Here is a 23,082-nt window from a genome sequence, read left to right on the forward strand (position 1 = left end):
ACGGAGGTCCCAACGACGGCCTCCGCCTCACCGTCCCCAGGAGGCGCCCCCATGAACGCAACCGCCCCCGCCCCGGTCGAGGAACCGGGCGCCGCCGCCGGCACCGACGAGAAGCCGATCCACATCCTCTGGATCAACGCGGGTCTCAGCTGCGACGGCGACTCGGTCGCGCTGACCGCCGCCATGCAGCCCAGCATCGAGGAGATCGCGCTGTCCGCGCTGCCCGGGCTGCCGAAGATCGCCGTCCACTGGCCGCTGATCGACTTCGAGTGCGGTCCCGTGGACGGGGCGGACACCTTCATCGAGTGGTTCTTCAAGGGTGAGCGGGGCGAGATCGACCCGTTCGTGCTGGTGATCGAAGGATCGATCCCCAACGAGGCCATCAAGCGCGAGGGCTACTGGTGCGGCTTCGGCGACAACCCGGAGACCGGTCAGCCCATCACCACCAGCGAGTGGATCGACCGGCTGGCACCCAAGGCGCTCGCCGTGGTCGCGATCGGCACCTGCGCCACGTACGGCGGCATCCACGCCATGGCCGGCAACCCGACCGGCGCCATGGGCGTCCCGGACTACCTCGGCTGGGACTGGAAGTCCCACGCCGGCATCCCGATCGTCTGCGTGCCCGGCTGCCCCATCCAGCCGGACAACTTCGCCGAGACCCTGACGTACCTGCTGTACCAGGCGGTCGGTTCCGCGCCGATGATCCCGCTGGACGACAAGCTCCGCCCGACCTGGCTGTTCGGAGCCACCGTCCACGAGGGCTGCGACCGCGCCGGCTACTACGAGCAGGGCCAGTTCGCCGACTCCTACGACTCGCCGAAGTGCCTGGTGAAGCTGGGCTGCTGGGGTCCGGTCGTCAAGTGCAACGTCCCCAAGCGCGGCTGGATGAACGGCATCGGCGGCTGTCCGAACGTGGGCGGCATCTGCATCGCCTGCACGATGCCCGGCTTCCCGGACAAGTTCATGCCGTTCATGGACGAACCGCCCGGCGGGCGGGTCTCCAGCACGGCCAGCGGCGTGTACGGCTCCCTCGTGCGCCGGCTCCGCACCATCACCGCCAAGACCGTGGACAAGGAGCCGAAGTGGCGGCACACCGGCGAGCGGATCACCACCGGCTACCGGCCGCCGTGGTGACACGGGCCGCGCCCGCGCGGACCCCGCCGGTCCCACCGGCACCGTCCACCCCACCCACCGCACCGACTCCAGCCACCCCATCCACCCCAACCACCCCACCCACCGCACCGTTCGCGAAGTCGACCAGCTGACGAAGGGCACCGCACAGACCATGGCATCTCAGGCGAAGACGAAGGGCGACGGAAGCGGCCTGGTGGAGATGGCCTGGGACCCCATCACACGGATCGTGGGCAGTCTCGGCATCCACACCAAGATCGACTTCAAGCAGAAGCGCGTGGCCGAGTGCTACAGCACGTCCTCGGTCTTCCGCGGCTACAGCGTCTTCATGCGCGGCAAGGACCCGCGCGACGCCCACTTCATCACCAGCCGCATCTGCGGCATCTGCGGCGACAACCACGCCACCTGCTCGGTCTACGCCCAGAACATGGCCTACGGCGTGAAGCCGCCCCACCTCGGCGAGTGGGTGATCAACCTCGGCGAGGCCGCCGAGTACATGTTCGACCACAACATCTTCCAGGAGAACCTGGTCGGCGTCGACTACTGCGAGAAGATGGTCCGCGAGACCAACCCCGGAGTCCTCGAACTCGCCGAGCGCACCCCGGCCCCGCACGCCGAGGACCACGGCTACCGCACCATCGCCGACATCATGCGCTCCCTCAACCCCCTCGAAGGCGAGTTCTACCGCGAGGCCCTCCAGGTCAGCCGCTACACCCGGGAGATGTTCTGCCTGATGGAGGGCCGCCACGTGCACCCCTCCACCCTCTACCCCGGAGGCGTCGGCACCGTCGCCTCGGTGCAGCTCTTCACCGACTACATGAGCCGGCTGATGCGCTACGTCGAGTTCATGAAGCGCGTCGTCCCGCTCCACGACGACCTCTTCGACTTCTTCTACGAGGCCCTGCCCGGCTACGAGGAGGTCGGCCGACGCCGCGTCCTGCTCGGCTGCTGGGGCGCCCTCAACGACCCCGAGTACTGCGACTTCACCTACGCCAACATGACCGACTGGGGCCGGAGGATGTTCGTCACCCCCGGCATCGTCGTCGACGGCAAGCTGGTCACCAACGACCTCACCCGGATCAACCTCGGCATCCGCATCCTGCTCGGCAGCTCCTACTACGAGGACTGGCAGGGCCAGGAGCAGTTCGTCACCCACGACCCGCTCGGCAACCCGGTCGACCCCCGCCACCCGTGGAACCAGCACACCATCCCGGCCCCGCAGAAACGCGACTTTGACGACAAGTACAGCTGGGTCATGTCCCCGCGCTGGTTCGACGGCAAGGACCACCTCGCCCTGGACACCGGCGGCGGCCCCATCGCCCGCCTGTGGTCCACCGCGCTGTCCGGCCTCGTCGACGTCGGCTACGTCAAGGCCACCGGGCACAGCGTCGTCATCAACCTGCCGCGCACCATGACCAAGCCGGAGACCACCTTCGAGTGGAAGATCCCGCGCTGGAGCAACGCGCTGGAACGCAACCGCGCCCGCACCTACTTCCAGGCCTACGCGGCCGGCATCGCGCTGCACTGCGCCGAACAGGGACTGGCCGAGGTCCGCGCCGGACGCACCCAGACCTGGGAGAAGTTCGAGGTGCCGGACGAGTCCATCGGCTGCGGCTTCACCGAGGCGGTGCGCGGCGTGCTCTCCCACCACATGGTCATCCGCGACGGGAAGATCGCCAACTACCACCCCTACCCGCCGACCCCCTGGAACGCCAGCGTCCGCGACAGCTACGGCACCCCCGGACCCTACGAGGACGCCGTGCAGAACACCCCGATCTTCGAGGAGAACTCCCCGGAGAACTTCAAGGGCATCGACATCATGCGGGCCGTGCGCAGCTTCGACCCCTGCCTGCCCTGCGGCGTCCACATGTACACGGGCAACGGCCGGACGGTGAAGGCGATGCACGTGCCCACCGGCCTGAGCGGACTGGGCGGATGAGCCCCGCCACCACCGCCGAGCAGGCGGGCCGGCGCGTCGAGGACGTCCTCGACCGCCTGGCCCGGACCGGCGACACCGAGGCGTGCGAGGCGGCCGAGGAAGTCGTACGGGTGCTGATGGAGTTCTACGGCAGCGGGCTCGCCCGCATCCTCGACCTCCTCGGACGCTCCGCCGGCCCCACGGCCGCGCTGCTCGGCGACGAACTCGTCGCCAGCCTGCTCAACCTGCACGGGCTGCACCCCGAGGCGCTGCCCGACCGCATCGACCGCGCCCTGGCCGGACTGTCGCAGCCCGCGTCGAACGCCGGCTTCGACCCCGACACCGGGGTGCTGCGGCTGCGGCTCCAGCCGGCCGGCTCCTCCGGCTGCGGCTGCTCCAGCACCCGCGAATCCGTCCGGCAGGCCGCGGCCGACGCCCTGTCCTGCTTCGCCCCCGAGGTCACCTCCGTCGAACTGGAGCCGGCCGGCGCGCCGGAGCCGCCGCTGCTCCAGATCGGCAACGCCCCGCCGCGCGCAGGCGCCGGCGGCCTCGCCCCGGCCGGCACCCAGTGACCGGCCACACCGGGCACCCCGTCCGCCCGCCCGGCAGCCTGCCGGGCGGTCTGCCGGGCGGTGTTCCAGGCGCTCTGCCCGGCGGCCCCGGCCGTACGACCCGCCGGCCCGCCGGGCTGTACCGGTTCACCGCGCCCCGGCCGCCCCGCGAGGAACGCTGCGAACTGTGCGGGGCCCACCTCGCCGGCGAGAGCCACCCGCACCTGGCCGACACCGGCAGACGCGCCCTGGTCTGCGCCTGCGTGCCCTGCTCCCAGCTGATGGACCACTCCGGCACGGGTCCCGGACGCTTCCGCACCGTCCCCGCCCGCTACCTCAGCGACCCCCACCACCACGTCGACGACCGGGTGTGGGAGGCGCTGCGGATCCCCGTCTCCGTCGCGTTCCTCTTCCACAACTCCGCCCTCGACCGGCCGGTCGCCCTCTACCCGAGCCCCGCCGGCGCCACCGAGAGCGAACTCGACGAGGAGTCCTGGCGGACCGTCCTCGACGCCACCCGGCTCGCCGCCCACCTCGAACCCGACGTGGAGGCGCTGCTGCTGCGCCGGCACGGGGGACACACCGAGTGCTTCCTCGTCCCGATCGACCTCTGCTACGAACTGGTGGGCCGCATGCGACTGCACTGGCAGGGCTTCGACGGCGGTGCCGAGGCCCGCGCCGACCTCGACTCCGTCTTCGCCCGCGTACGCGACACCGCCCGCGAGCCCCGGGGGAGCCGGCCGTGACCGAGTTCTCCTTCGCCTGCACCGGCGTACGGGCCGACCCCTACGCCGCCGGACCGACCCTGGTGTTCCGGCTGCGGATCACCGCCACGCCCGGCACCCGCGTCCACGCCCTCGCGCTCCGCTGCCAGATCCGCGTCGAACCAGCCCGGCGCGGATACGACGACGCCGAAGCCGCCGCCCTCACCGACCTGTTCGGCGAACGCTCCCGCTGGGGCAACACCCTCAACCCGGTGCAGTTCGCCCACGTCTCCACGATCGTCCCCGGCTTCACCGGCGAGATCGAGACCGACCTCACCGTGCCCTGCACCTACGACACCGACATCGCCGCCTCCCGCTACTTCCGGGCCCTCACCGGCGGAGAGGTCCCCCTGCTCCTGCTGTTCTCCGGCACCGCCTTCACCGGCCCCGGCGGCTTCCACGTCGAACCCGTGCCCTGGGACAAGGAAGTCGCCCACCGGATGCCCGTGAAGGTCTGGCAGGAGATGATCGACCAGCACTTCCCCGGCTGCGGCTGGATCCGGCTCCCCGACGACACCATGGACGCCCTCCTCGCCTACCGGTCACGACGGGCCCTGCCCTCCTGGCAGGCCACCGTCGAGTCCCTCCTCGCGACGGCCGCGGAGGACACCCGATGACCCTCACCCCCGCCGCCTTCGCCCCCGCCACCGAGGCACGGTTCGCCGCCGCCCGGCAGGTCGCCGACGCCGTCCTCTTCGAGGGCTACGTCCTCTACCCCTACCGGGCGTCGGCCGCGAAGAACAGGTTCCGCTGGCAGTTCGGCGTCCTCGTCCCGCCGGCCTGGAGCGCCCGCACCGAGGAACACCACCTCCAGCGCACCGAATGCCTTATGGAACCCAGGACCGGCGCCGAACTCGCCCTGGAAGTCCGCTTCCTGAGGGTCCAGCGGCGGACCGTCGAGGAACGCCACGAGGACGGCACCTTCACCCCGGCCGCCGAACTCCGCCTGGACGACCGCTTCCTGGTCGCCTGGGACGAGGGCGTCGAGGAAACCGTCACCCTCACCGTCCCCGTCACCGAACTCCAAGGCGACGGCACCGCACTGCCGTTCACCCGCCCCGCCGCCGAGGACGTCGAACACGTCACCGGCCCCGACGGACGCGTCCGCGGCCGGCTCCTGCGCCGCCGCGAGGAGATCACCGGCACCGTGCGGATCACCGCGACCGAACTCGACGGCCCCTACCGCGTCGCCCGCCTGACGGTCACCGTGGAGAACACCACGCCCTTCATCCCGGGCCCCGCCGCCGACCGGCACGCGGCACTCCCGTACTCGCTGGTCGCCACGCACACGCTGCTCCGCCTCGACAGCGGCTCCTTCCTCTCCATGACCGACCCCCCGGAATGGGCCAGGGGAGCCGTCGCCGGCTGCGACAACCTCCGCACCTGGCCCGTCCTGGCCGGCGAACCCGGCCGCTCCGACCTGGTGCTCTCCTCGCCGATCATCCTGGAGGACCACCCGGCCATCGCCCCCGAGAGCCCCGGCGCCCTCTACGACGCCACCGAGATCGACGAGATCCTCGCCCTGCGCACCGCCGCCCTCACCGACGAGGAGAAGCGCGAGGCCCGGGGGACCGACCCGCGCGCCGCGGCCGTCATCGACCTCGCCGACACCATGCCGCCCGAGATCCTGGAACGCCTGCACGGAGCGGTCCGCGGCCTGCGGGAGGCCACCGGACCGGACCGGCCGGCGACCGGCGACGTCCTCGCGCCGGACACCCCCTGGTGGGACCCCGGCGGCGACACCACCGTGGACCCCGCCCGCGACCACGTCCTGGTCGGCGGGCACCCCGTACGCGCCGGCAGCAGGGTGGTCCTGCGCCCCCGGCTGCACCGCACGGACGCCCAGGACCTGTTCGTGGCCGGCCGCACCGCCCTGGTCGAGGCCGTGCTGCACGACGTCGACGGGGGCGTCCACATCGCCGTCACCCTGGAGGACGACCCGGGCGCGGACATCCGCCGCGAACAGGGCCGGTTCCTCTACTTCCAGCCCGACGAGGTCGAAGCACCGGAGGAGACGTGAACCACCCCCCGCCCGGCACCGCCCGCACCCTGGTGGCCGGCGTCGGCAACATCCTCCTCGGCGACGACGGCTTCGGCGTCGAGACCGTACGCCGCCTGCTGCGCGAACCGCTCCCCGACGGCGTCGAGGCCGTCGACACCGGGATCCGCGGCGTCGACCTCGCCTACCGGCTGCTCGACGGCTTCGACACCCTCGTCCTCGTCGACGTCACCGCGCGCGGCGGCGAACCGGGCACCCTGTACCTGCTGGACGTCACCGAGCCCGACGGGCGTACCGGCGGCAGGACCCACGTACCGCTGGACGGTCACCGGATGGGCCCCGACACCGTCCTCGCCCTGCTGGACACCCTGTGCGCCGGAACCGGCGCGAAACCACCGAGCCGGATCCTCGTCGTCGGCTGCGAACCCGCCTGCCTCGACGAGGGCATCGGCCTCAGCCCGCGGGTCGGGGCCGCGGTTCCCGAGGCCGTCCGCATGGTCCGTGAACTGGTCGCCGAGGAGGCCGTCGTATGAAGCACCACAAGAAGTCCGCCAAGCACAGGAACGGCATCGGCACCGCCGCGGCCGCCGTCACCGCGGCGCTGGCCGTGGTCGCCCTGGCCAAGGGCGTGCTGCCGGACGTCCGGCGCTACCTGCGCATCAGCAGGATGTGACCCTCCGGCTGCTTCCGGCTGCACCGAACGGACGACACCGCGCGCCGGGACCGGCGCGCCGGGCGACGCCGCACCGCCCGCCCGTCCTGTAATGGCGCCCGTAACAGGAGGACCGGGCCGGGACGGAGAGCGAGCGATGCACGAGATGTCCGTGGCGCTGGCCGTCGTCGAGCAGGTCGAGACGGCGGCCCGGGCCCGCGGGGCCGCCGGCGTCACCACCATCCGGCTGGACGTCGGCGAGCTGGCCGGCGTGGTCGCCGACGCGCTCGACTTCTGCTTCGGGCTCGCCTGCGCCGGCACCGTCGCCGAGGGCGCCGAACTGATCACCCGTACCGTCCCGGGCTCCGCGCGCTGCGAGCCGTGCGCCGAGGTCTGGGCGGTCGGCATGCCGCCGCGGCTGCTCTGCCCGGGCTGCGGCGGGGCGGCCGTGGAGCTGGTGTCCGGCCGCGAACTGCGGATCCGCGAGGTCAGGTGGGCGGAGGCGGGGGCGGGGGCGGACGAGGGCGGGGGCGGGGGTGCCGACGAGGGTGCCGGCGCTGCCGCTCCGGACGCCGGTACGGCTGCCGTCGCCGCCTCACCCGCTGCCTCTGCCGATGCGGATGCCGCTGCCGCTGCCGGGACGGCCCGTCCCGTACCCGAACCGCTGCCCCGACCGATCACCGAGGAGAGCCGAACATGTGCCGAGTAGTCGACCTCCAGCGGGCGGTCCTCGCCAGGAACGAAGCCGCGGCGGGCGTCCTGCGCACCGAACTCACCGCCCGCGGCACCACCGTGGTCAACCTGCTCTCCAGCCCCGGCAGCGGCAAGACCGCCCTGCTGGAAGCCGAGTTGCGGCTGTCCGTCGAACGGGGCGTCAGCGCGGCCGCGCTCACCGCCGACCTGGCCACCGAACGCGACGCCGAACGCCTCGCCCGCGCCGGCGTCCCCGTCAAGCAGGTCCTCACCGACGGCCTCTGCCACCTGGAGGCGGACATGGTCGCCCGGCACCTGCACGACTGGCTGCCCGAGGACACCCGGCTGCTGTTCGTCGAGAACGTCGGCAACCTCGTCTGCCCGGCCGGCTACGACCTCGGGGAAACCCTCCGCGTCGTCCTCGCCTCGGTCACCGAGGGCGAGGACAAGCCCCTCAAGTACCCCACCGCGTTCGGGCTGGCCCACCTGGTGGTCGTCACCAAGACCGACCTGGCCGCGGCCGCCGACTTCGACGAGGCGGCCTTCCGCCGCAACGTGGAGCAGGTCAACCCCGGCGTCGAAGTCGCCCTCACCTCCGTACGCGACGGCCGCGGCACCGGCGTGCTCCTGGACCGGGCCCTGGCCGCCGCCGGGGGGAACGGGGTCCACACCCCGGTGATGGCCCGGGCCGGCGCGTGACCACCGCGCGGCCAGGTCCCGCGCCCGCCCCGGCCGCGCGGCGCAGCCGGGTGGTCGTACGCGGGGTCGTCCAGGGCGTCGGGTTCCGGCCCTACCTGTACGCCCTCGCCACCGGGCTGCGGCTGTCCGGCCACGTGACGAACACCCCCGACGGCGTGGTCGCCGAGGTCGAGGGGGAGCCGGCGGACGTGGCGGCCTTCTGCGCCCGGATCGCGCCCGAAGCGCCGCCGCTGGCCCGGGTGGAGTCCGTGGAGACGGCCGAGGTCGCCGCCGCCGGCGGCAGCGGGTTCACCATCGTGCCCTCCCGGCGGGGCGGCACCGCCCGCACCCTCGTACCGCCCGACACGGCCACCTGCGAGGACTGCCTCGCCGAACTCGCCGACCCCGCCGACCGCCGCCACCTGCACCCCTTCATCACCTGCACCCACTGCGGCCCCCGGTTCACCATCGTCACCGGCCTGCCCTACGACCGAGCCCACACCACCATGGCCGGCTTCCCCATGTGCCCGGACTGCGCCCGGGAGTACGAGGACCCGGCGGACCGGCGCTTCCACGCCCAGCCGGTCGCCTGCCCCGGCTGCGGCCCCCGGCTCCGCCTGGTCACCGCACCGGCCTCCCGCCGCCAACGGCCGTCTTCCGTACCTCAGTCGGTCCACGGCCCCGGGCCGGACCCGGCGCCCGGCCGCGGGTCGGACCCGGCGTCCGGCCACGGGACGCACCCGGGCGGCCGCCGGCCGGCGCCCGAGCCCGGGCCGGATCCGGTGGCCGAGGCGCGGCGGATGCTCGCCGCCGGCGCGATCCTGGCCGTCAAGGGCCTGGGCGGCTACCACCTGGCCTGTGACGCCACCAACGCCGCCGCCGTGGCCGCACTGCGCCGCCGCAAGGCGCGCGGCGACAAACCGTTCGCGGTGATGGCGGCCGACACCGCCGACATCGAAGCCCTCGTCCACCTCGGCCCCGCGGAACGCGCCCTCCTCACCGGCCCCGTCCGCCCCGTCGTCCTGCTGCGCCGCCGCCAGGACGCCCGCCCGCGCCCCGGCACCGCCCCCGCCCCGGCGGTCGCGCCCGGCAGCCCCGACCTCGGCGTCATGCTCCCGTACACCCCCGTGCACCACCTGCTCCTCGGGCTCGGCGCCCCCGACCGCGACGGGCCCCGCCTGCTGGTCATGACCAGTGGCAACCTCTCGGGCGAGCCGATCGTCACCGACGACACGGAGGCCCTGACGCGGCTCGCCGGCCTCGCCGACGCCTGGCTGCTGCACGACCGCCCCATCCACGTGCCCTGCGACGACTCCGTCGTCCGGATCTGCGACGGCGAGCCGCTGGTGCTGCGCCGCTCCCGCGGCTACGCCCCCCTGCCGGTCGACCTGCCCGTCGACGTCGTCCCGGCCCTCGCCGTGGGCGGCGACCTCAAGAACGCCTTCTGCCTCGGCGACGGCCGCAGGGCCTGGCTGTCCGCCCACGTCGGCGACATGGACGACCTCGCCACCCAGCAGGCCCTCGCCTCCGCCGAGCGGCAGCTGGAGTCCGTCACCGGCGTCCGCCCCGGCCTGCTGGCCGCCGATCGCCACCCCGGCTACCGGTCCACCGGCTGGGCCCACCGCCATGCCGCCGGCCGGCCGGTCGTCCCCGTGCAGCACCACCACGCGCACGTCGCCGCCGCCATGGCCGAGAACGGCCTCGACGGCACCCGTCCCGTGCTCGGCGTCGCCTTCGACGGCACCGGGTACGGCCTCGACGGGGCGGTGTGGGGCGGGGAGTTCCTCCTCGCGGACTACGCCCGGTTCACGCGGTTCGCGCACCTGGCCTACGTACCGCTGCCCGGCGGCGACGCCGCCGTACGGCACCCCTACCGCATGGCCCTGGCCCACCTGTACGCGGCCGACCTCGCACCCGACCCGGAACTGCCCTGCGTACGCGCCTGTCCTCCGGCGGAACTCCCGCTCCTGCGCCGCCAGTTGGAGCGGGGAGTGAACTGCGTGCCGACGTCCAGCATGGGCCGGCTCTTCGACGCGGTCGCCTCCCTCGCCGGCATCTGCCACCACTCCGGCTACGAGGCGCAGGCCGCGATCGAGCTGGAGGCCGCCGCGCTCCGCGCACCCGGGACCGGCGCCGACCCGCGCTACGCCTTCCGGCTGGACGCGCCGCGGGCCGGGGACCCGATCGCCGCCGACCCGGCGCCGCTGCTGACGGCCGTCGCCGAGGACGTGCGCGCGGGCGTCCCCGAGGCCGTGGTCGCCGCCCGGTTCCACCACGCCGTGGCCGGCCTGGTGCACGCCGCCTGCGCCGCCGCCCGCACCCGACTCGGCGTGGATACCGTCGCGTTGACCGGGGGAGTGTTCGCCAACACGGTGCTCTCTTCGGCGTGCGCCCACGCCCTGCGGCAGGACGGCTTCCGGGTGCTGCGCCACCGCCGGATCCCGCCGAACGACGGGGGGCTGGCGCTCGGCCAGCTCGTCGTGGCCGCCCGTGCCGCCGCCGGGGCGGCCCCCGGCGCGGGACCGGGACAGCGACAGTGAGGAGAAGCACATGTGCCTGGCGGTACCCGGAAGGGTGTTGGACGTCGAGGACCGGGAGGGAACCCGGATGGCCACCGTCGACTTCGGCGGCGTGGTCAAGGAGGTCTGCCTGGAGTACCTGCCGGACCTGAAGGTCGGCGAGTACGCCATCGTCCACGTCGGGTTCGCCCTGCAGCGACTGGACGAGGAGTCGGCGCGGCGGACGCTGGAGCTGTTCGAGACCCTCGGCATGCTCCAGGAGGAGTTCGGCGACCCGTGGGAGTCGGCCGCCGAAGCGGCGGGAAGCGAACGGCCGGCGCACGACGGCGCCGCCGGGGAGGTGCACCGGTGAAGTACATCGACGAGTTCCAGGACCCCGGGCTGGCCCGACGGCTGCTCGACGACATCCGCGCGACGGTGACCCGCCCCTGGGCGCTGATGGAGGTCTGCGGCGGCCAGACGCACAGCATCATCCGCCACGGCATCGACCAACTCCTGCCCGAGGAGATCGAGTTGATCCACGGGCCGGGCTGCCCGGTGTGCGTGACACCGCTGGAGGTCATCGACAAGGCCTTGGAGATCGCCTCCCGCCCCGGGGTGGTGTTCTGCTCCTTCGGCGACATGCTGCGGGTGCCCGGCACCGGCCGCGACCTGTTCCAGGTCCGCGGGACGGGCGGCGACGTCCGCGTCGTCTACTCGCCCCTCGACGCGCTGCGGATCGCCGAACAGAACCCGGACCGCGAAGTGGTGTTCTTCGGCATCGGCTTCGAGACCACGGCACCGCCCAACGCCATGACCGTCCACCAGGCGCGCCGGCTGGGCATCCGCAACTTCAGCCTGCTCGTCTCCCACGTCCGGGTGCCCCCGGCGATCGAGGCCATCATGCGGTCCCCGGAGTGCCGCGTACAGGCCTTCCTCGCTGCCGGCCACGTGTGCAGCGTGATGGGCACCGAGGAGTACCCCGAACTCGCCGCGAAGTACCGGGTCCCGATCGTGGTCACCGGCTTCGAACCCCTCGACATCCTCGAAGGCGTACGGCGGACCGTGCGCCAGCTGGAGCGCGGCGAACACGCCGTCGAGAACGCGTACGCCCGGGCCGTCCGCCCGGAGGGCAACCCGGCCGCCCGCGCCATGCTCGACGACGTCTTCGAGGTCACCGACCGGGCGTGGCGGGGCATCGGCGTCATCCCGGACAGCGGCTGGCGGCTGTCGGAGCGGTACCGCGACTTCGACGCCGAGGTCCGCTTCTCCGTCGAGGGCATCGACACCCGCGAACCGGCCGCGTGCCGCAGCGGCGAGGTGCTCCAGGGCCTGCTGAAGCCCCACGAGTGCGAGGCGTTCGGCACGGTCTGCACGCCCCGCTCGCCGCTGGGCGCCACCATGGTCTCCAGCGAGGGCGCCTGCGCCGCCTACTACCTCTACCGGCGGCTCGACCGGGGCACCGCACCGCGACCGCTGCCGACCCCACCCGTGCCCACTTCCAACTCCCGCGTCACGGAGGCCGGTTCCGTTGTCTGAGACCACTCGCGCCGGCGTGCCGGAGCAGGCACCCGACCTCCTCAACTGGACCTGCCCGGCCCCGTCGGCGGACCGGTCCCGGGTCGTGATGGGCCACGGCGGCGGCGGCGCCATGTCGGCCGAACTCGTCGAACAGGTCTTCGCGCCCGCGTTCGGCGGGCCGGCGCTCTCCACCACCACCGACGCCGCAGCCCTCGAACTCGGCGGCGCCCGGCTGGCGTTCTCCACCGACTCCTACGTGGTGCGGCCCCTGTTCTTCCCCGGCGGCAGCATCGGCGACCTCGCCGTCAACGGAACCGTCAACGACCTCGCCATGAGCGGTGCCCGGGCGGCCTACCTCGCCTGCGGCTTCATCCTGGAGGAGGGCGTGGAGACCGACGTCGTCGCCCGCGTCGCCAACGCCCTCGGTGCGGCCGCCCGGACGGCCGGCGTCCAGGTCGCCACCGGCGACACCAAGGTCGTGGAAGCCGGCCACGGAGACGGCATCTACGTCAACACCTCCGGAATCGGACTGATCCCCGACGGCGTGGACCTGCGCCCCCAGCGCGTCGTCCCCGGCGACGTCGTGATCGTCAGCGGCGCCATCGGTCTGCACGGAGTGGCGATCATGAGCGTCCGGGAGGGCCTGGAGTTCGGGGTCGAGATCGAGAGCGACTGCGCCGCCCTCGGCGGACTGGTCGAGACCATGCTCGCCGTCACACCCGACCTGCACGTCCTGCGGGACCCCACCCGCGGCGGCCTGGCCGCCTCGCTCAACGAGATCGCGGCCGCCTCCGGCACCGGCGTCGTCATCCGGGAACGGGCCGTCCCCGTACCCGAACCCGTCGCCAACGCCTGCGCGGTGCTCGGCCTGGACCCGATGTACGTGGCCAACGAGGGCAAGCTCGTCGCCTTCGTACCCCGCGGCGAGGCCGACGCCGTCCTCGCCGCGATGCGCGCCCACCCGCTCGGCGGCGAAGCCACCGTGATCGGCGAAGCCGTGGAGGCCCACCCCGGCATGGTCGTCGCCCGCACCGGCCTCGGCGGCACCCGCGTCGTGGACATGCCGCTCGGCGAACAGCTGCCGCGGATCTGCTGAACCTCAGCGCCCGGGACGGCGGCCGCGGGGCGTGGAGGTGGAGGTGTCCAGGGTCCAGGCATGGGCGCAGTTCGGGCACTGCAGATGCACCCGGTGCCCGTTGCTGGAGATCAGGTAACGCCAGTGCGCGGCACAGTTGCGGCCCTGCCCGCAGGGCTCGCAGCCCCGCGCGTCGTCGCACCCCGGGCACGCCACCCAGGCCCGGCGGGCCCGGTCGGCGTGGGGATCAATGGGAAGCCGCATCGCCCTGCTCCCGTCCGGGCAGCACGCCCGCCTCCACCAGCGCGGCGTGGATCCGCTGCTGCTCGGCGTCCAGACCCGAGTAGAGCAACGCGTACGCGGCGTCCTCGTCCCGCAGCACCGCCACCGGATCCCACTCGGAACCGAGGGCCGCCATCACCTCGGCCCGCCGACGCGCCTCCTCGACGGTCAGATCGATGGTGAAGATCAGCTGATCGGAATCGGGGCCCTGGTTCATGGCGGGTGCTTTCGGCGGAAACGGACTGGTTCCGCCACGTCTACCAGAGTGCGTGTTCGACGGGGAAGAGCCGAAGCCCGGGTGTGGCACACCTCATGTCCCCGCCCCGCCCCCTTGCCGACCGCCGACCCCGCCGACCGACCGGACCCACCGCACGGCCGGCACGTCCAGCCTCGCCGGCGTTCGAGGCGCGGGGTGCGGGGCGCTCGGGCCTGGGCGGCCGCACCGGGGCCCGGCTGCGGGGGTGGCGCCCTCGTCGGGCCGTTCCAGCCTCGCCGGCGTTCGAGCCCGGGCGGATCTGACGGCGCCGGTCGTGACCGCGCAGGCCACGGCGCCGGCTGCGGCGGTCACGGGTCCTAACGGGTACGGGACCCGAGCGCACGCTCCTGACCAGCGCGCGCCGTGACGGGCCGCTTACCCGCGGCCCGGGGCGTCCCGGTAAGGTGCGGGCCATGGCGTCGCGCAGCACACGGATCCTCGAAGCGGCCGCCCGGGTGATCGCCCGGCGCGGCGTCCGCGGACTGCGCGTCGAGGAACTCGCCGCCGAGGCCGGTGTCTCCACCGCCCTGATCTACTACCACTTCAAGGACCGCACCGGCGTCCTCCGTCAGACCCTGGAGTTCATCAACGACCGCGCCGAGCGGTACACCACCGACCGCGACCCGTCCGACCCTCCGCTCTCGCCCCGCGAGGAACTGGAGGAATCCCTGCTGCTGGAACTCCAGGACACGGTGGAGGTACGCGAGAACAGCGCGGCGTGGGGTGAACTCCGGGCGAGCGCCGTCTTCGACGAGGTCCTGCGCGAGGACTTGGCCAGGGCCACCGGGGTGTGGGTGCAGGAAGTGGCCGCGCTGCTCGGCCAGGTGGAGCCGACCGCACCGGCCCCGTCGCTCGCCGCCGCCGCCGAGCGGCTGACCGCCCTGCTCGAAGGACTGAGCATGCGGTGGCTCAGCGGCGGCACCCGCATCGACCATGCGCGCGACCTGCTGCGCGGCGCCATCGACGCCGAACTGGCCGGGCTCCGGGACAGCTGACGCCCGCCCCGCCGCAGCCCCTTCGAGCCGCGCGGCAGGCCGGCCGGCGGTCCCGTCAGGCCGACGCGGCCCACGCGTTCAGCAGGCCGTCCAGCCACATCGGAGGCAGCTCGGCGGCGTCCCACTCCTCCCGCAGCTCCGCCGGCGTGGTGATCAGACGCTCCAGCACGGCCACACTCGTGGGGGAGTGGAGCAGCGTGTAGCGCCCGTGGACCGCGATCGGGCTGCCCGGCCCGTGCCCCCCGTACAGCCGCTCCAGACGGTCGCGGTGGGACGAGGCGAACCGCGTCAGCCGCCCCGCGTACGCGGCCCGCTCCCGCGCGCCCATCGTGCCCAGGACGGCGGTGAGCACCGGCTTCGACACCTCCGGGTCGAGGTCCGAGACCTGGCTGACGGCGAGGTAGAGGGGCAGCACGGCCACCTGCGCCCGCTCCAGCTCCATCCTCCCCACGGGACGGACGTCACCGGGCGCACCCTCCGCCGCCCCCGCACCGAACGCGTCCCGCAGCGTGCGTTCCGCGAGCTCGCCGAGCTCGTCGCGGACGGCGCTCGCACCGTCGCGCCATCCGGACGCGTAGTCCGCGCCGTCCTCCCGGGGGGCGGGCGTCCCGCTCCCCGCGACCTGCGCGTGCGCCACCGCCAGCGCACCGGCCTCGACGAGCCCGATCAGCTCCTCCGCGTCCCCGGTGCGCACCCCCGCACGGGCCAGGAGCTGCACGAGCGTCGTCTTCGCGTTGAGCACGCTGACCGGGTCCAGCAGCTGCTGGTCTTCGCCGGCGGGGGACATGAGGACCTCCTCGGTCGTACACGATCACAGGGGCGCCAGAGCGAGCCTAATCAAGGCCGCCCCCACACCCCGAACCGACCACCACCGGACGGCCCGGCGCCGCCGTCGGATCAGGACCCGACGCTCGAAGGCGGGGAGCGTGAGTTCAGGGCCGAGTTGGCCACGCTGGAACCAGCACCCCCGAAGTGCAGTGGGGTCGGCGGTGAACGGCGGGTGTCGGCCGGCTCGTCGTCGGGGACCCCGGCGTGCAGCGCTGCCTCAAGCGGGATGGTCTGCGGCGTCGTGGGGGTGGCGCGGTGGGCGGTGCCGCAGGCGGGCGGCGAGTACGGCCACGTCGTCCTCGGCGTGCTGCGCGTCCAGTCCGTCGCAGACCGCGTCCACCACGTCCCCGAGCGGCGCGTCCACCCTGACGCGCAGTGAGATCAGGCGGTCCAACGAGGCGTTGATGTCCTCGCCGCGGCGCTCGACGAGGCCGTCGGTGTAGAGCAGGAGCACCTGACCGGTGTCGATCGGCCGGGCGAGCGCCTCGTAGCCGCCCATGCCGGTGCCGAGCGGCGGGCCGACCGGTACGTCCAGCAGCTCGCCGCCGTCCCGGGTGAAGACCGCGGGCGGCAGGTGCCCGGCGCTGGCGTAGACGGCGGTGCCGCGGGCCGGGTCGACCCGGACCAGCAGGCAGGTGGCGGGTCTGCGGGCCTCGTCCTCCGCGGACAGTGCGTCCATCTGCCGCAGCACCCGGTGCGGGGCGAGGTCGGTGGAGGCGATCTCGCGGAGGACGGCGCGGTAGGCGTTCATGTCGACGGCGGCGTCCAGGCCGTGCCCCATGACGTCGCCGACCACCACCAGGGTGCGGCCGAAGTGCAGCCGTACCGTCTCGAACCAGTCGCCGCCCACCACGGTGCCGCCGCCGTGCGGCAGGTAGCGGCTGGCGACCTCCAGGTTCGGGTGCGGCCGGCCGGGCTCGGAGACCAGGGCCCGCTGGAGTTCGGTCGTGGACCGTTCCATCGCCGACAGCCGGCGGGCGTACCCGATGTGGACGCTCGCCAGCCGCGCCGCGAAGTGCAGCGTCGCCAGGTCCTGGTCGCCGAACGGTACGTGCCTGCGCGCGGCGAGGAGCGTGCCGTACACCTCGTCGCGGGTGATCAGCGGGACCACGACCAGGTGCACGGGGGTGTCCGGGGCTCCCGCGGTCCACGCCCGGAGGGGGTGGCCACGGTCAAGCGCCCGTACGGCGGAGGCGACGTCCGGGGCGGGTTCGAGGAGGGCGGTCGCTCCGGCCAGCGCCACGCGCGCGGGTTCCGTTCCGGGGCCGGCCAGGTCCACGGCCGCCGCGTCGCACAGCGTGCGGATCAGGAAGTGGGCCAGCTCCCGGCAGGTCTGCCGTTCGTCGGAGGTCGTTCCGATCCGGTCGAGGGCCGCTTCCGCGGCGCGCAGACGCGTCTCCAGCCCGCCCTGCTCGGACACCCTGCCCCGTCACCCCCGTCGCCGTCGGCCGTCGAGTAAGGCATTCCACCAGGCAGCGGCGGTTCCGGGCGACAGGCGGGCGCGTGTCCCGTCCGATTTAGCCCGGGACGCCCGTACGCTGCCGGTACTTGGTGCTCGTCCCGAGAAGGAGCGTCCGTTGGCGTCGCGACTCAATCCGTACATCAGCTTCTCCGGCGATGCCCGGGAGGCCATGGAGTTCTACCGGAGCGTCCTGGGCGGGAACCTGAGCCTGCACGGATACGGCGAGTACGGCTCCGGGGGGCCGCCCGGATACGACGACAAGATCATGCACGGCATGCTGGAGACCCCCGCCGGGTTCACCCTGATGGGCGCCGACACGCCGCCGGGCATGCCGCACGAGCCGGGGAACAACATGGCGGTGAGCCTGAGCGGCGACGACGCGGACGAGCTGCGCGGCTACTGGGAGAAGCTCGCGGACGGCGGCACCGTCTCCGTCCCGCTGGAGAAGCAGATGTGGGGCGACGTGTTCGGCATGTGCACCGACAGGTTCGGCATCACCTGGATGGTCAACATCGCCGGTCAGGGCTGACCGCGCACGCCCGGCGGCCCCCTCGGGTCCGTGGAGGACCGGAGGGGGCCACCGGTTGGCGTTCGCGGGTTGGGACTGGGTCGTTCCGGGTGGTTCCGGGTGGTCCCCGGGTCGTTCCGGTGGTCCCCAGGTGGGCCGCGGGCGGGTGGGTTACCAGGAGCGGTTGAACTTCACGTGGCCGCCGTTGCGCTCGAACCAGCCGCGGAAGCCCCAGTTGATCCAGCCGCCGTCGCCCTGGTTGGTGAACTCCCCGGACTCGAAGATCCACAGGCCGTAGTGGATGTTGCCCCACTGGACGTTGGCGTAGACCCGGGTGCCGTTGAAGCGGTCGTCGTAGTTCTGGCTCAGGTTGAACAGCATGACGTTGTGCCTGCCGCCGGCCGCGTCGAAGGCCTTGTTCATGGCTTCCTGGACGAAGGCGCCGCGGTCGTCGGTGCTGATGGAGCGCAGGGCCTCGGCGATGGCGGCGCCCCGACCGAGCTGGTCCATGGACACCTTGACGGAGACGCTCTTGCCGGCCGCCGCCGCGGGGGCCACCCGCTCCGCCGCCGCGGACGGGGACGAGGCGGGGGCCTGTACGGAGGCGGTGGCGGCGGGGCGTTCGGCCGCCTGGGCCGGGAGCGCGGCCCCGGTCAGGGCGAGGGCGGTCAGGGCGAGCGTGGCGAGGGCGGTCTTGCGGCGCATGGCGGGGTTTCCTGTTCTTTCGAGGCCGGTGGCCCGAGGGAGTGGCGTACGGAGGTCTGCGTGCTGCGGGGCGGGGTGCTGCGGCGCGGTGCGCGGTGTCACCAGGAGCGGCGGAAGTTGACGTAGCCGCCGTCGCGGTCGAACCAGCCGCGGAAGGCCCAGTTGATCCAGCCGCCGTCGCCGTGGTTGGTGAACTGGCCCGACTCGAAGACGAGCACCCGGTAGGTGCCGTGGATGCCGCTGACCTTGGCGTCGTAGACCACCCCGTGCAGGTTGGCGGTGTGGTGGTTGGCGTTGTTGATGACCATGACGTTGTAGCGCTGCCCGGACTCGTAGAAGGCGCCCTCCATGAGGGACTTCACGTAGCCGGAGCGGTTCTGGCCGCGCTCGATGGCCTCGTTGACGATGTTGTAGATCTTCTGGGTGATGTCGAGGATCGCGGACGCCACGTCGACCCGGCCCGCGAGGGCACCAGCCTCGCCCGGGGCCACCGGCTGCACGGCGGCGGGCCGGGGCTTCGCCAGGGGCGCCTCGGCGGCGTAGGAGGCGGTGACGGGCAGCAGGACGCCGGCGGCGGCGATGGTGCTCACCAGCGTGAGGGCGATGCGCTTGCGGCTGATGGTCATGACTTTTCTCCTTTTGTGAATGTTTCCGATGATTTTTCGGGCAGGTGGCGGCCGGCCGGCGGCCGTGCTCCCACCGAAGGGGGAATGGACTGCGGGTGAATACGCGGCCCGGACGCCGGGATTTCCGGTGGTGCCGGGCAGGGTGCCTGCGGGCCCGGCCGTACCCGGTCGCGGGCGGGGGAAAGGATCGGGCCTGATTTCGGCCGATCCCATTCGACCGGGCCTTGCCGAGTGCCGTGCGGCTGATTTACTCGACGGACGTTTCGAGTCCCATTGCGGCGGCGGGGCGTCATGTCCCCGCACGCCTCACCACGAGGTGGTGAGGTGGGCGGCGGCGTCGTCCCGGAAGGGGCGGAGCCCGCCGCGGGGCAGGCCCGGGGGAGAGGGGGCGGGACCGGTGATCCGTCGGTGCAGCGCGAGGGCGCAGGTGGCGGCGCAGATCAGAGACAGGGCCGGCCACCAGGGGAAACGATTCTCCCAGCGGCCGGGAGGGGGGTTCGGCATCGGGTTTTCCAGCGGCTTTCGCGTGAATCGGGAACCCGCCGGGCCTGGAAGGGCTCTAGAGGACCGGAGGGCAGTGGGTCGCGGGGTTGGTCCACTCGGTGTCCCCCGGGCGGGTCTCGCACGCGGCCGGGGGCTGCGCCGAATTCGCACCGGAGCCGGCGGCGTTCGCCGCTCCGGCGGCGAGGCTGCCCGTAATGACCGTGGCCAGCGCCGCCGCACAGAGGAACCGGGTGAACTTCATGCTGTACTCCTGAGGACCTTGGGACTGAATTCCGGGCGGGTATTCCTGCCGGCGTCTTTTCTTTCCGACGACCCAAGAATCACCCGGGGGAGAACTCCCGGTCCAGGGCGGGCGGCCCTCAGCAAAGTGCGTGGCACGAAGGGGAGGGGTGGCAAAAATGGACATAAGCGAACAGACAGGGGTGCCGGGCGGGGTGCGGGGGCGGTTACGGCCGCACTCCTCCGCCGAGCCACCGGGGGAAGGCGGCCTCACGGAGCTCGGTCCCACCGCTGTCCGGCTCTACACCCGGCTGCTGGAACACGGCGCCGCGACCGCCGCCGCCCTGGCCGGCGCCCTCGGACTCGACGGGCCGGCGGCGGAGCGGGCCGCCGCCGAACTCCTCCGGCACCGGCTGGCCGTCCAGGACCCGGACGACGGATCCGCCCCGCTGCGCGCCGTAAGCCCGTACACGGCCACCGCCGAACTCGTCGGCCCCGAGGAGAACGCGCTGCGCCGCCGCCTCGAGGTCCTCGAACGCACCCGCGCCAGGCTGAGTTCGCTGATCCCGCTGTACGAGGACACCTACCGGCGGGGAGCCGACACCGGCGCCGTGGAGGTGGTCGAGTCCCGCGACCGGGTCATGCTGCTGATCTCCGACGCCGCCGCCCGCTGCACCGAGGAGGTGCTCACCGTGCAGCCCGGCGGCGGCCGCCCGCCCGGCTACCTGGAACGCGCCCTGCCCAGGGACCTGGAGATGCTGCGCCGCGGAGTGCGACTGCACACCCTGTACCAGCACACGTCCCGCTACAGCGCGGGCACCCAGGAGTACGTCCAGGCCGTCACCGCGGCCGGAGCCGAGGTCCGCACCCTCGGCGAACTCTTCGGCAAGATGCTGGTCTTCGACCGCGCCACCGCCTTCCTGCCCGTCTGGGACAACCCCGACGCGGCCGTGGTGCTGCGCGAACCGTCCGCCGTCGCCTTCCTCCGCTCCGTCTTCGGCCACGCCTGGAGCCTCGCCGAACCCTTCGCCGCCTCGTACACCGCGGCCACCTCCGCCCAGCTGCAGGACACCATCGCCGGACGGCTGGCAGGCGGGGCCAAGGACGAACTCATCGCCCGGCGGCTCGGGATGTCACTGCGGACCTGCCGGCGGCACATCGCCGAACTCATGGACGAACTCGGCGCGGAGAGCCGCTTCCAGGCCGGCTACCTGCTCGCCCTCCGCTCCCACGGCGGCCTCACCCGGACCGGGAACGCGGACCCGGCCCAGACCGCGGCCACCGCCCCCGCCGCACCGCCGGAAGCCCCGCGGCACGCCGCCGCGGGCGGCTGAACCCCGCGGACCCCGATGGGCCGGCGCCGTGCCGCCGCCCTCCCGCCGCGGCACCGCGCCGTGGCGGGACGGGCGCGCTCCGGTCCGGCGTGAGGTGACGAGGTTTCACCCGCCGGTCCGGCGGAGGTGACGAGGTATCACCCGCCGGGCCGGCACCGGTGAACCGGCTGCCGGGGAGCTCGTGACCGTCCCTCGGGACCGCTCGTATCTCCCCGCAACCGCCGTAGCGTGCGGACCCAGGTCGTCACGATCTCCGACAGGCTGGCCCTGGCCGGCCTGGTCCTGCTCGTGCTGGCCATGAGCAGTTCACTGCTGCTGGTGGTGAGCATGGTGCTGGGCGCCGGCACGTCCGCGGCGCTCGCGTCCGTCACACGCGGCCGACCCCGCCCGCCGGCACGCGCCGCCCGCCCGCCCGCGTGTCGTGACCGTGCGGGGGCGGGCCCGACCCGGTTCACTGGTCGCGGTGAACCACGACGACCCCGACCTCCTCAGCGCGGCCCGCCGACTGCTCCCCGGGATCACCGAGCTGCGCCGCACCATCCACCGCACCCCCGAACTGGGCACGGACCTGCCCCGGACCCAGCGCACCGTCCTGGACGCCCTCGCCGGCCTGCCCCTGCGCGTCGTCACCGGCGAGGGCCTCAGCTCGGTCACCGCCACCCTGGACGGGGCCCGGCCCGGCCGGACCGTGCTGCTGCGCGCCGACATGGACGCCCTCCCGCTGACGGAGGAGACCGGGCTGGACTTCGCCTCGCAGGTCCCCGGCGCCATGCACGCCTGCGGCCACGACACGCACACCGCCATGCTCGTCGGCGCCGCCCGGCTGCTCCACGCGCGCCGCGAGCGGCTGGCCGGCCGGGTGGTGTTCATGTTCCAGCCCGCCGAGGAGGCGGGCGGCGGCGCACACCGCATGATCGAGGAAGGGGTGCTGCGACAGCCCGACGGAGCGGACGTGGACGCCGCGTTCGCCCTGCACGTCACCACCCGCCACGAGAGCGGGACCCTGCACCTGCGGCCCGGCCCGCTGTTCGCCGGCTCCGACCGGATCCGGATCACCGTACGGGGCCGCGGCGGGCACGCCTCCGCACCCCACCTCGCCCTCGACCCGGTGCCCGTGGCCTGCGAGATCGTCCAGGCACTGCAGACGATGGTGACCCGCACCGTCAGCGTCTTCGACCCCGCGGTGATCACCGTCACCAGCCTCACCGCCGGTACCGCCACCAACGTCATCCCCGGCAGCGCCACCCTCGCCGGCACCTGCCGCACCCTGTCCCCCGCAGCCCGGCAGGCGGCCCGTGACGGGATCGAACGCGTGGCGCGGGGCGTCGCCGCCGCCCACGGGGCCACCGCCGAGACGGAGTTCGCCGAGGGCTACCCGCCCGTGGTCAACGACCCCGACGTCACCGACCTCGTCACCGCCACCGCCGGCCGGCTGCTCGGCCCGGACGGGGTCCACCGCCTGCCCGACCCGGTCATGGGCGCCGAGGACTTCTCGTACGTACTGCAACGCGTCCCCGGTGCCATGGCGTTCCTCGGCGCCCGGCCGCCCGGAACGCCCGCCGGGGAAGCGCCCGACATCCACTCCGGCCGCGTCGTCTTCCACGAGGAGGCCATGGCCGCCGGCGCCGCCCTGCACGCCGCGATGGCCGAGGCCCTGCTCGCCCGCTGACGCCGCGCCGCCGGCCGGGGGAGCGGTACGGCCACGCCCCGCGCCCCCGCCGCGCCGCCCTGTCGGGCCATGTCCCGCGTCTCGCGTCCGCGTCTGACGTCCCACGTGCCACGCCCCGCGCCCGGGAAGTCCGGAAGTGCCGTCTGACGCCCCCTCTGTTCCCGAACGCTTCCCTCCGGTTCGCCCGGCCCGCTGATCGCGTTGTCAGTGGCCC

At 73.7% G+C, this 23,082-nt stretch carries 24 protein-coding genes and 2 pseudogenes; 19 read left to right on the forward strand and 7 right to left on the reverse strand.

All coding sequences use genetic code 11. The features are described from left to right. Positions 1–51 precede the first annotated feature (51 nt). The 14 genes and pseudogenes from ACFY61_RS23700 (at position 52) to hypE (ending at position 13,501) form a co-directional block, all read left to right on the forward strand. Positions 52–1,134 carry a hydrogenase expression protein HypE gene (locus tag ACFY61_RS23700; RefSeq protein ID WP_389474824.1) on the forward strand — a complete coding sequence of 361 codons (1,083 nt, stop codon included), beginning with the start codon at positions 52–54 and terminating at the stop codon, positions 1,132–1,134. Positions 1,135–1,285: 151 nt separating this feature from the next. Further along, the gene (locus tag ACFY61_RS23705) at positions 1,286–3,070 is read left to right on the forward strand and encodes a nickel-dependent hydrogenase large subunit (RefSeq protein ID WP_389474825.1); all 1,785 of its coding nucleotides are present in this window, start codon (positions 1,286–1,288) and stop codon (positions 3,068–3,070) included. After that, positions 3,067–3,621, forward strand: a complete 555-nt coding sequence (locus ACFY61_RS23710) for a hypothetical protein (protein ID WP_389474826.1) — start codon at positions 3,067–3,069, stop codon at positions 3,619–3,621. The genes ACFY61_RS23705 and ACFY61_RS23710 overlap by 4 nt, the downstream gene beginning before the upstream one ends. 74 nt (positions 3,622–3,695) lie before the next feature. Then, positions 3,696–4,346 (forward strand): DUF5947 family protein, encoded by a 651-nt coding sequence (locus tag ACFY61_RS23715; RefSeq protein ID WP_389474949.1) that lies wholly within the window; start codon positions 3,696–3,698, stop codon positions 4,344–4,346. Next, positions 4,343–4,981, forward strand: coding sequence for a DUF6084 family protein (locus ACFY61_RS23720; RefSeq protein WP_389474827.1), 639 nt, complete (start codon positions 4,343–4,345; stop codon positions 4,979–4,981). The genes ACFY61_RS23715 and ACFY61_RS23720 overlap by 4 nt, the downstream gene beginning before the upstream one ends. Then, a complete protein-coding gene (locus tag ACFY61_RS23725) occupies positions 4,978–6,384 on the forward strand; it encodes a hypothetical protein (protein WP_389474828.1) in 1,407 nt (468 codons plus the stop codon). The genes ACFY61_RS23720 and ACFY61_RS23725 overlap by 4 nt, the downstream gene beginning before the upstream one ends. Next, on the forward strand, positions 6,381–6,896 hold the full coding sequence (locus ACFY61_RS23730; protein ID WP_389474829.1) for a hydrogenase maturation protease: 516 nt from the start codon (positions 6,381–6,383) through the stop codon (positions 6,894–6,896). The genes ACFY61_RS23725 and ACFY61_RS23730 overlap by 4 nt, the downstream gene beginning before the upstream one ends. Beyond that, positions 6,893–7,036, forward strand: a complete 144-nt coding sequence (locus ACFY61_RS23735; RefSeq protein ID WP_389474830.1) for a DUF6893 family small protein — start codon at positions 6,893–6,895, stop codon at positions 7,034–7,036. Before ACFY61_RS23730 ends, ACFY61_RS23735 begins: the two co-directional genes overlap by 4 nt. A 136-nt stretch (positions 7,037–7,172) precedes the next feature. Next, a pseudogene (locus ACFY61_RS23740) lies at positions 7,173–7,520 on the forward strand (hydrogenase maturation nickel metallochaperone HypA); the annotation flags it as partial. A gap of 191 nt (positions 7,521–7,711) precedes the next feature. Beyond that, positions 7,712–8,407 (forward strand): hydrogenase nickel incorporation protein HypB, encoded by a 696-nt coding sequence (gene hypB / locus ACFY61_RS23745; RefSeq protein WP_389474831.1) that lies wholly within the window; start codon positions 7,712–7,714, stop codon positions 8,405–8,407. Further along, complete coding sequence (hypF, locus tag ACFY61_RS23750; RefSeq protein ID WP_389474832.1) at positions 8,404–10,926, forward strand: carbamoyltransferase HypF; 2,523 nt, start codon at positions 8,404–8,406, stop codon at positions 10,924–10,926. The genes hypB and hypF overlap by 4 nt, the downstream gene beginning before the upstream one ends. A 10-nt stretch (positions 10,927–10,936) precedes the next feature. Next, positions 10,937–11,257: a HypC/HybG/HupF family hydrogenase formation chaperone gene (locus ACFY61_RS23755; protein ID WP_389474833.1), complete on the forward strand. Its 321-nt coding sequence runs from the start codon at positions 10,937–10,939 to the stop codon at positions 11,255–11,257. After that, complete coding sequence (hypD, locus tag ACFY61_RS23760) at positions 11,254–12,423, forward strand: hydrogenase formation protein HypD (protein ID WP_389474834.1); 1,170 nt, start codon at positions 11,254–11,256, stop codon at positions 12,421–12,423. The genes ACFY61_RS23755 and hypD overlap by 4 nt, the downstream gene beginning before the upstream one ends. Then, positions 12,416–13,501 (forward strand): hydrogenase expression/formation protein HypE, encoded by a 1,086-nt coding sequence (gene hypE, locus ACFY61_RS23765; protein ID WP_389474835.1) that lies wholly within the window; start codon positions 12,416–12,418, stop codon positions 13,499–13,501. The genes hypD and hypE overlap by 8 nt, the downstream gene beginning before the upstream one ends. A gap of 226 nt (positions 13,502–13,727) precedes the next feature. Here hypE and ACFY61_RS23770 read toward each other — a convergent pair whose 3' ends face one another. Next, positions 13,728–13,979 (reverse strand): DUF6400 family protein, encoded by a 252-nt coding sequence (locus tag ACFY61_RS23770; RefSeq protein WP_389474836.1) that lies wholly within the window; start codon positions 13,977–13,979, stop codon positions 13,728–13,730. A 452-nt stretch (positions 13,980–14,431) separates the two neighbouring features. Here ACFY61_RS23770 and ACFY61_RS23775 point away from each other — a divergent pair, with 452 nt between their 5' ends. Next, a complete protein-coding gene (locus ACFY61_RS23775; RefSeq protein WP_389474837.1) occupies positions 14,432–15,013 on the forward strand; it encodes a TetR/AcrR family transcriptional regulator in 582 nt (193 codons plus the stop codon). Between the two features lie 55 nt (positions 15,014–15,068). On the opposite strand, the gene ACFY61_RS23780 is transcribed toward ACFY61_RS23775, so the two are convergent. Next, entirely contained in the window at positions 15,069–15,800 is a 732-nt protein-coding gene (locus ACFY61_RS23780) for a hypothetical protein (RefSeq protein ID WP_389474838.1), read from the reverse strand. A 258-nt stretch (positions 15,801–16,058) separates the two neighbouring features. Further along, positions 16,059–17,261 (reverse strand): PP2C family protein-serine/threonine phosphatase, encoded by a 1,203-nt coding sequence (locus ACFY61_RS23785; RefSeq protein ID WP_389474839.1) that lies wholly within the window; start codon positions 17,259–17,261, stop codon positions 16,059–16,061. Positions 17,262–17,418: 157 nt separating this feature from the next. On the opposite strand from ACFY61_RS23785, the gene ACFY61_RS23790 reads away from it, so the two are divergent. Continuing rightward, positions 17,419–17,832 (forward strand): VOC family protein, encoded by a 414-nt coding sequence (locus ACFY61_RS23790; protein ID WP_389474840.1) that lies wholly within the window; start codon positions 17,419–17,421, stop codon positions 17,830–17,832. Positions 17,833–17,982: 150 nt separating this feature from the next. Here the strand turns inward: ACFY61_RS23790 and ACFY61_RS23795 are convergent, their stop codons facing one another. The 4 genes from ACFY61_RS23795 to ACFY61_RS23810 form a co-directional block, all read right to left on the reverse strand. Further along, complete coding sequence (locus ACFY61_RS23795; RefSeq protein WP_389474841.1) at positions 17,983–18,516, reverse strand: stress protein; 534 nt, start codon at positions 18,514–18,516, stop codon at positions 17,983–17,985. A 98-nt stretch (positions 18,517–18,614) separates the two neighbouring features. Beyond that, positions 18,615–19,142 (reverse strand): stress protein, encoded by a 528-nt coding sequence (locus ACFY61_RS23800; RefSeq protein ID WP_389474842.1) that lies wholly within the window; start codon positions 19,140–19,142, stop codon positions 18,615–18,617. Positions 19,143–19,448: 306 nt separating this feature from the next. Beyond that, on the reverse strand, positions 19,449–19,646 hold the full coding sequence (locus ACFY61_RS23805) for a hypothetical protein (protein ID WP_389474843.1): 198 nt from the start codon (positions 19,644–19,646) through the stop codon (positions 19,449–19,451). Between the two features lie 55 nt (positions 19,647–19,701). After that, positions 19,702–19,887, reverse strand: a complete 186-nt coding sequence (locus tag ACFY61_RS23810) for a hypothetical protein (protein WP_389474844.1) — start codon at positions 19,885–19,887, stop codon at positions 19,702–19,704. A 157-nt stretch (positions 19,888–20,044) separates the two neighbouring features. On the opposite strand from ACFY61_RS23810, the gene ACFY61_RS23815 reads away from it, so the two are divergent. The 3 genes and pseudogenes from ACFY61_RS23815 (at position 20,045) to ACFY61_RS23825 (ending at position 22,868) form a co-directional block, all read left to right on the forward strand. Continuing rightward, positions 20,045–21,199 carry a hypothetical protein gene (locus ACFY61_RS23815; RefSeq protein WP_389474845.1) on the forward strand — a complete coding sequence of 385 codons (1,155 nt, stop codon included), beginning with the start codon at positions 20,045–20,047 and terminating at the stop codon, positions 21,197–21,199. A gap of 228 nt (positions 21,200–21,427) precedes the next feature. After that, positions 21,428–21,505: pseudogene (locus ACFY61_RS23820) on the forward strand (hypothetical protein); the annotation flags it as partial. 157 nt (positions 21,506–21,662) lie between these two features. Continuing rightward, positions 21,663–22,868: a M20 family metallopeptidase gene (locus tag ACFY61_RS23825; RefSeq protein ID WP_389474846.1), complete on the forward strand. Its 1,206-nt coding sequence runs from the start codon at positions 21,663–21,665 to the stop codon at positions 22,866–22,868. Positions 22,869–23,082: the final 214 nt, after the last annotated feature.

This window comes from Streptomyces sp. NPDC012888 (assembly GCF_042900645.1).
In the GTDB taxonomy this organism is placed as follows: domain Bacteria; phylum Actinomycetota; class Actinomycetes; order Streptomycetales; family Streptomycetaceae; genus Streptomyces.

What these genes read in the sequence shown, in the direction of transcription:
- ACFY61_RS23700 (WP_389474824.1), top strand. Translation starts at nt 52, where the DNA reads ATGAACGCAACCGCCCCCGCCCCGGTCGAGGAACCGGGCGCCGCCGCC.
- ACFY61_RS23705 (WP_389474825.1), top strand. Translation starts at nt 1,286, where the DNA reads ATGGCATCTCAGGCGAAGACGAAGGGCGACGGAAGCGGCCTGGTGGAG.
- ACFY61_RS23710 (WP_389474826.1), top strand. Translation starts at nt 3,067, where the DNA reads ATGAGCCCCGCCACCACCGCCGAGCAGGCGGGCCGGCGCGTCGAGGAC.
- ACFY61_RS23725 (WP_389474828.1), top strand. Translation starts at nt 4,978, where the DNA reads ATGACCCTCACCCCCGCCGCCTTCGCCCCCGCCACCGAGGCACGGTTC.
- ACFY61_RS23735 (WP_389474830.1), top strand. Translation starts at nt 6,893, where the DNA reads ATGAAGCACCACAAGAAGTCCGCCAAGCACAGGAACGGCATCGGCACC.
- hypB (WP_389474831.1), top strand. Translation starts at nt 7,712, where the DNA reads ATGTGCCGAGTAGTCGACCTCCAGCGGGCGGTCCTCGCCAGGAACGAA.
- ACFY61_RS23755 (WP_389474833.1), top strand. Translation starts at nt 10,937, where the DNA reads ATGTGCCTGGCGGTACCCGGAAGGGTGTTGGACGTCGAGGACCGGGAG.
- ACFY61_RS23770 (WP_389474836.1), bottom strand. Translation starts at nt 13,979, where the DNA reads ATGAACCAGGGCCCCGATTCCGATCAGCTGATCTTCACCATCGATCTG.
- ACFY61_RS23775 (WP_389474837.1), top strand. Translation starts at nt 14,432, where the DNA reads ATGGCGTCGCGCAGCACACGGATCCTCGAAGCGGCCGCCCGGGTGATC.
- ACFY61_RS23780 (WP_389474838.1), bottom strand. Translation starts at nt 15,800, where the DNA reads ATGTCCCCCGCCGGCGAAGACCAGCAGCTGCTGGACCCGGTCAGCGTG.
- ACFY61_RS23795 (WP_389474841.1), bottom strand. Translation starts at nt 18,516, where the DNA reads ATGCGCCGCAAGACCGCCCTCGCCACGCTCGCCCTGACCGCCCTCGCC.
- ACFY61_RS23800 (WP_389474842.1), bottom strand. Translation starts at nt 19,142, where the DNA reads ATGACCATCAGCCGCAAGCGCATCGCCCTCACGCTGGTGAGCACCATC.
- ACFY61_RS23805 (WP_389474843.1), bottom strand. Translation starts at nt 19,646, where the DNA reads ATGCCGAACCCCCCTCCCGGCCGCTGGGAGAATCGTTTCCCCTGGTGG.
- ACFY61_RS23810 (WP_389474844.1), bottom strand. Translation starts at nt 19,887, where the DNA reads ATGAAGTTCACCCGGTTCCTCTGTGCGGCGGCGCTGGCCACGGTCATT.
- ACFY61_RS23815 (WP_389474845.1), top strand. Translation starts at nt 20,045, where the DNA reads ATGGACATAAGCGAACAGACAGGGGTGCCGGGCGGGGTGCGGGGGCGG.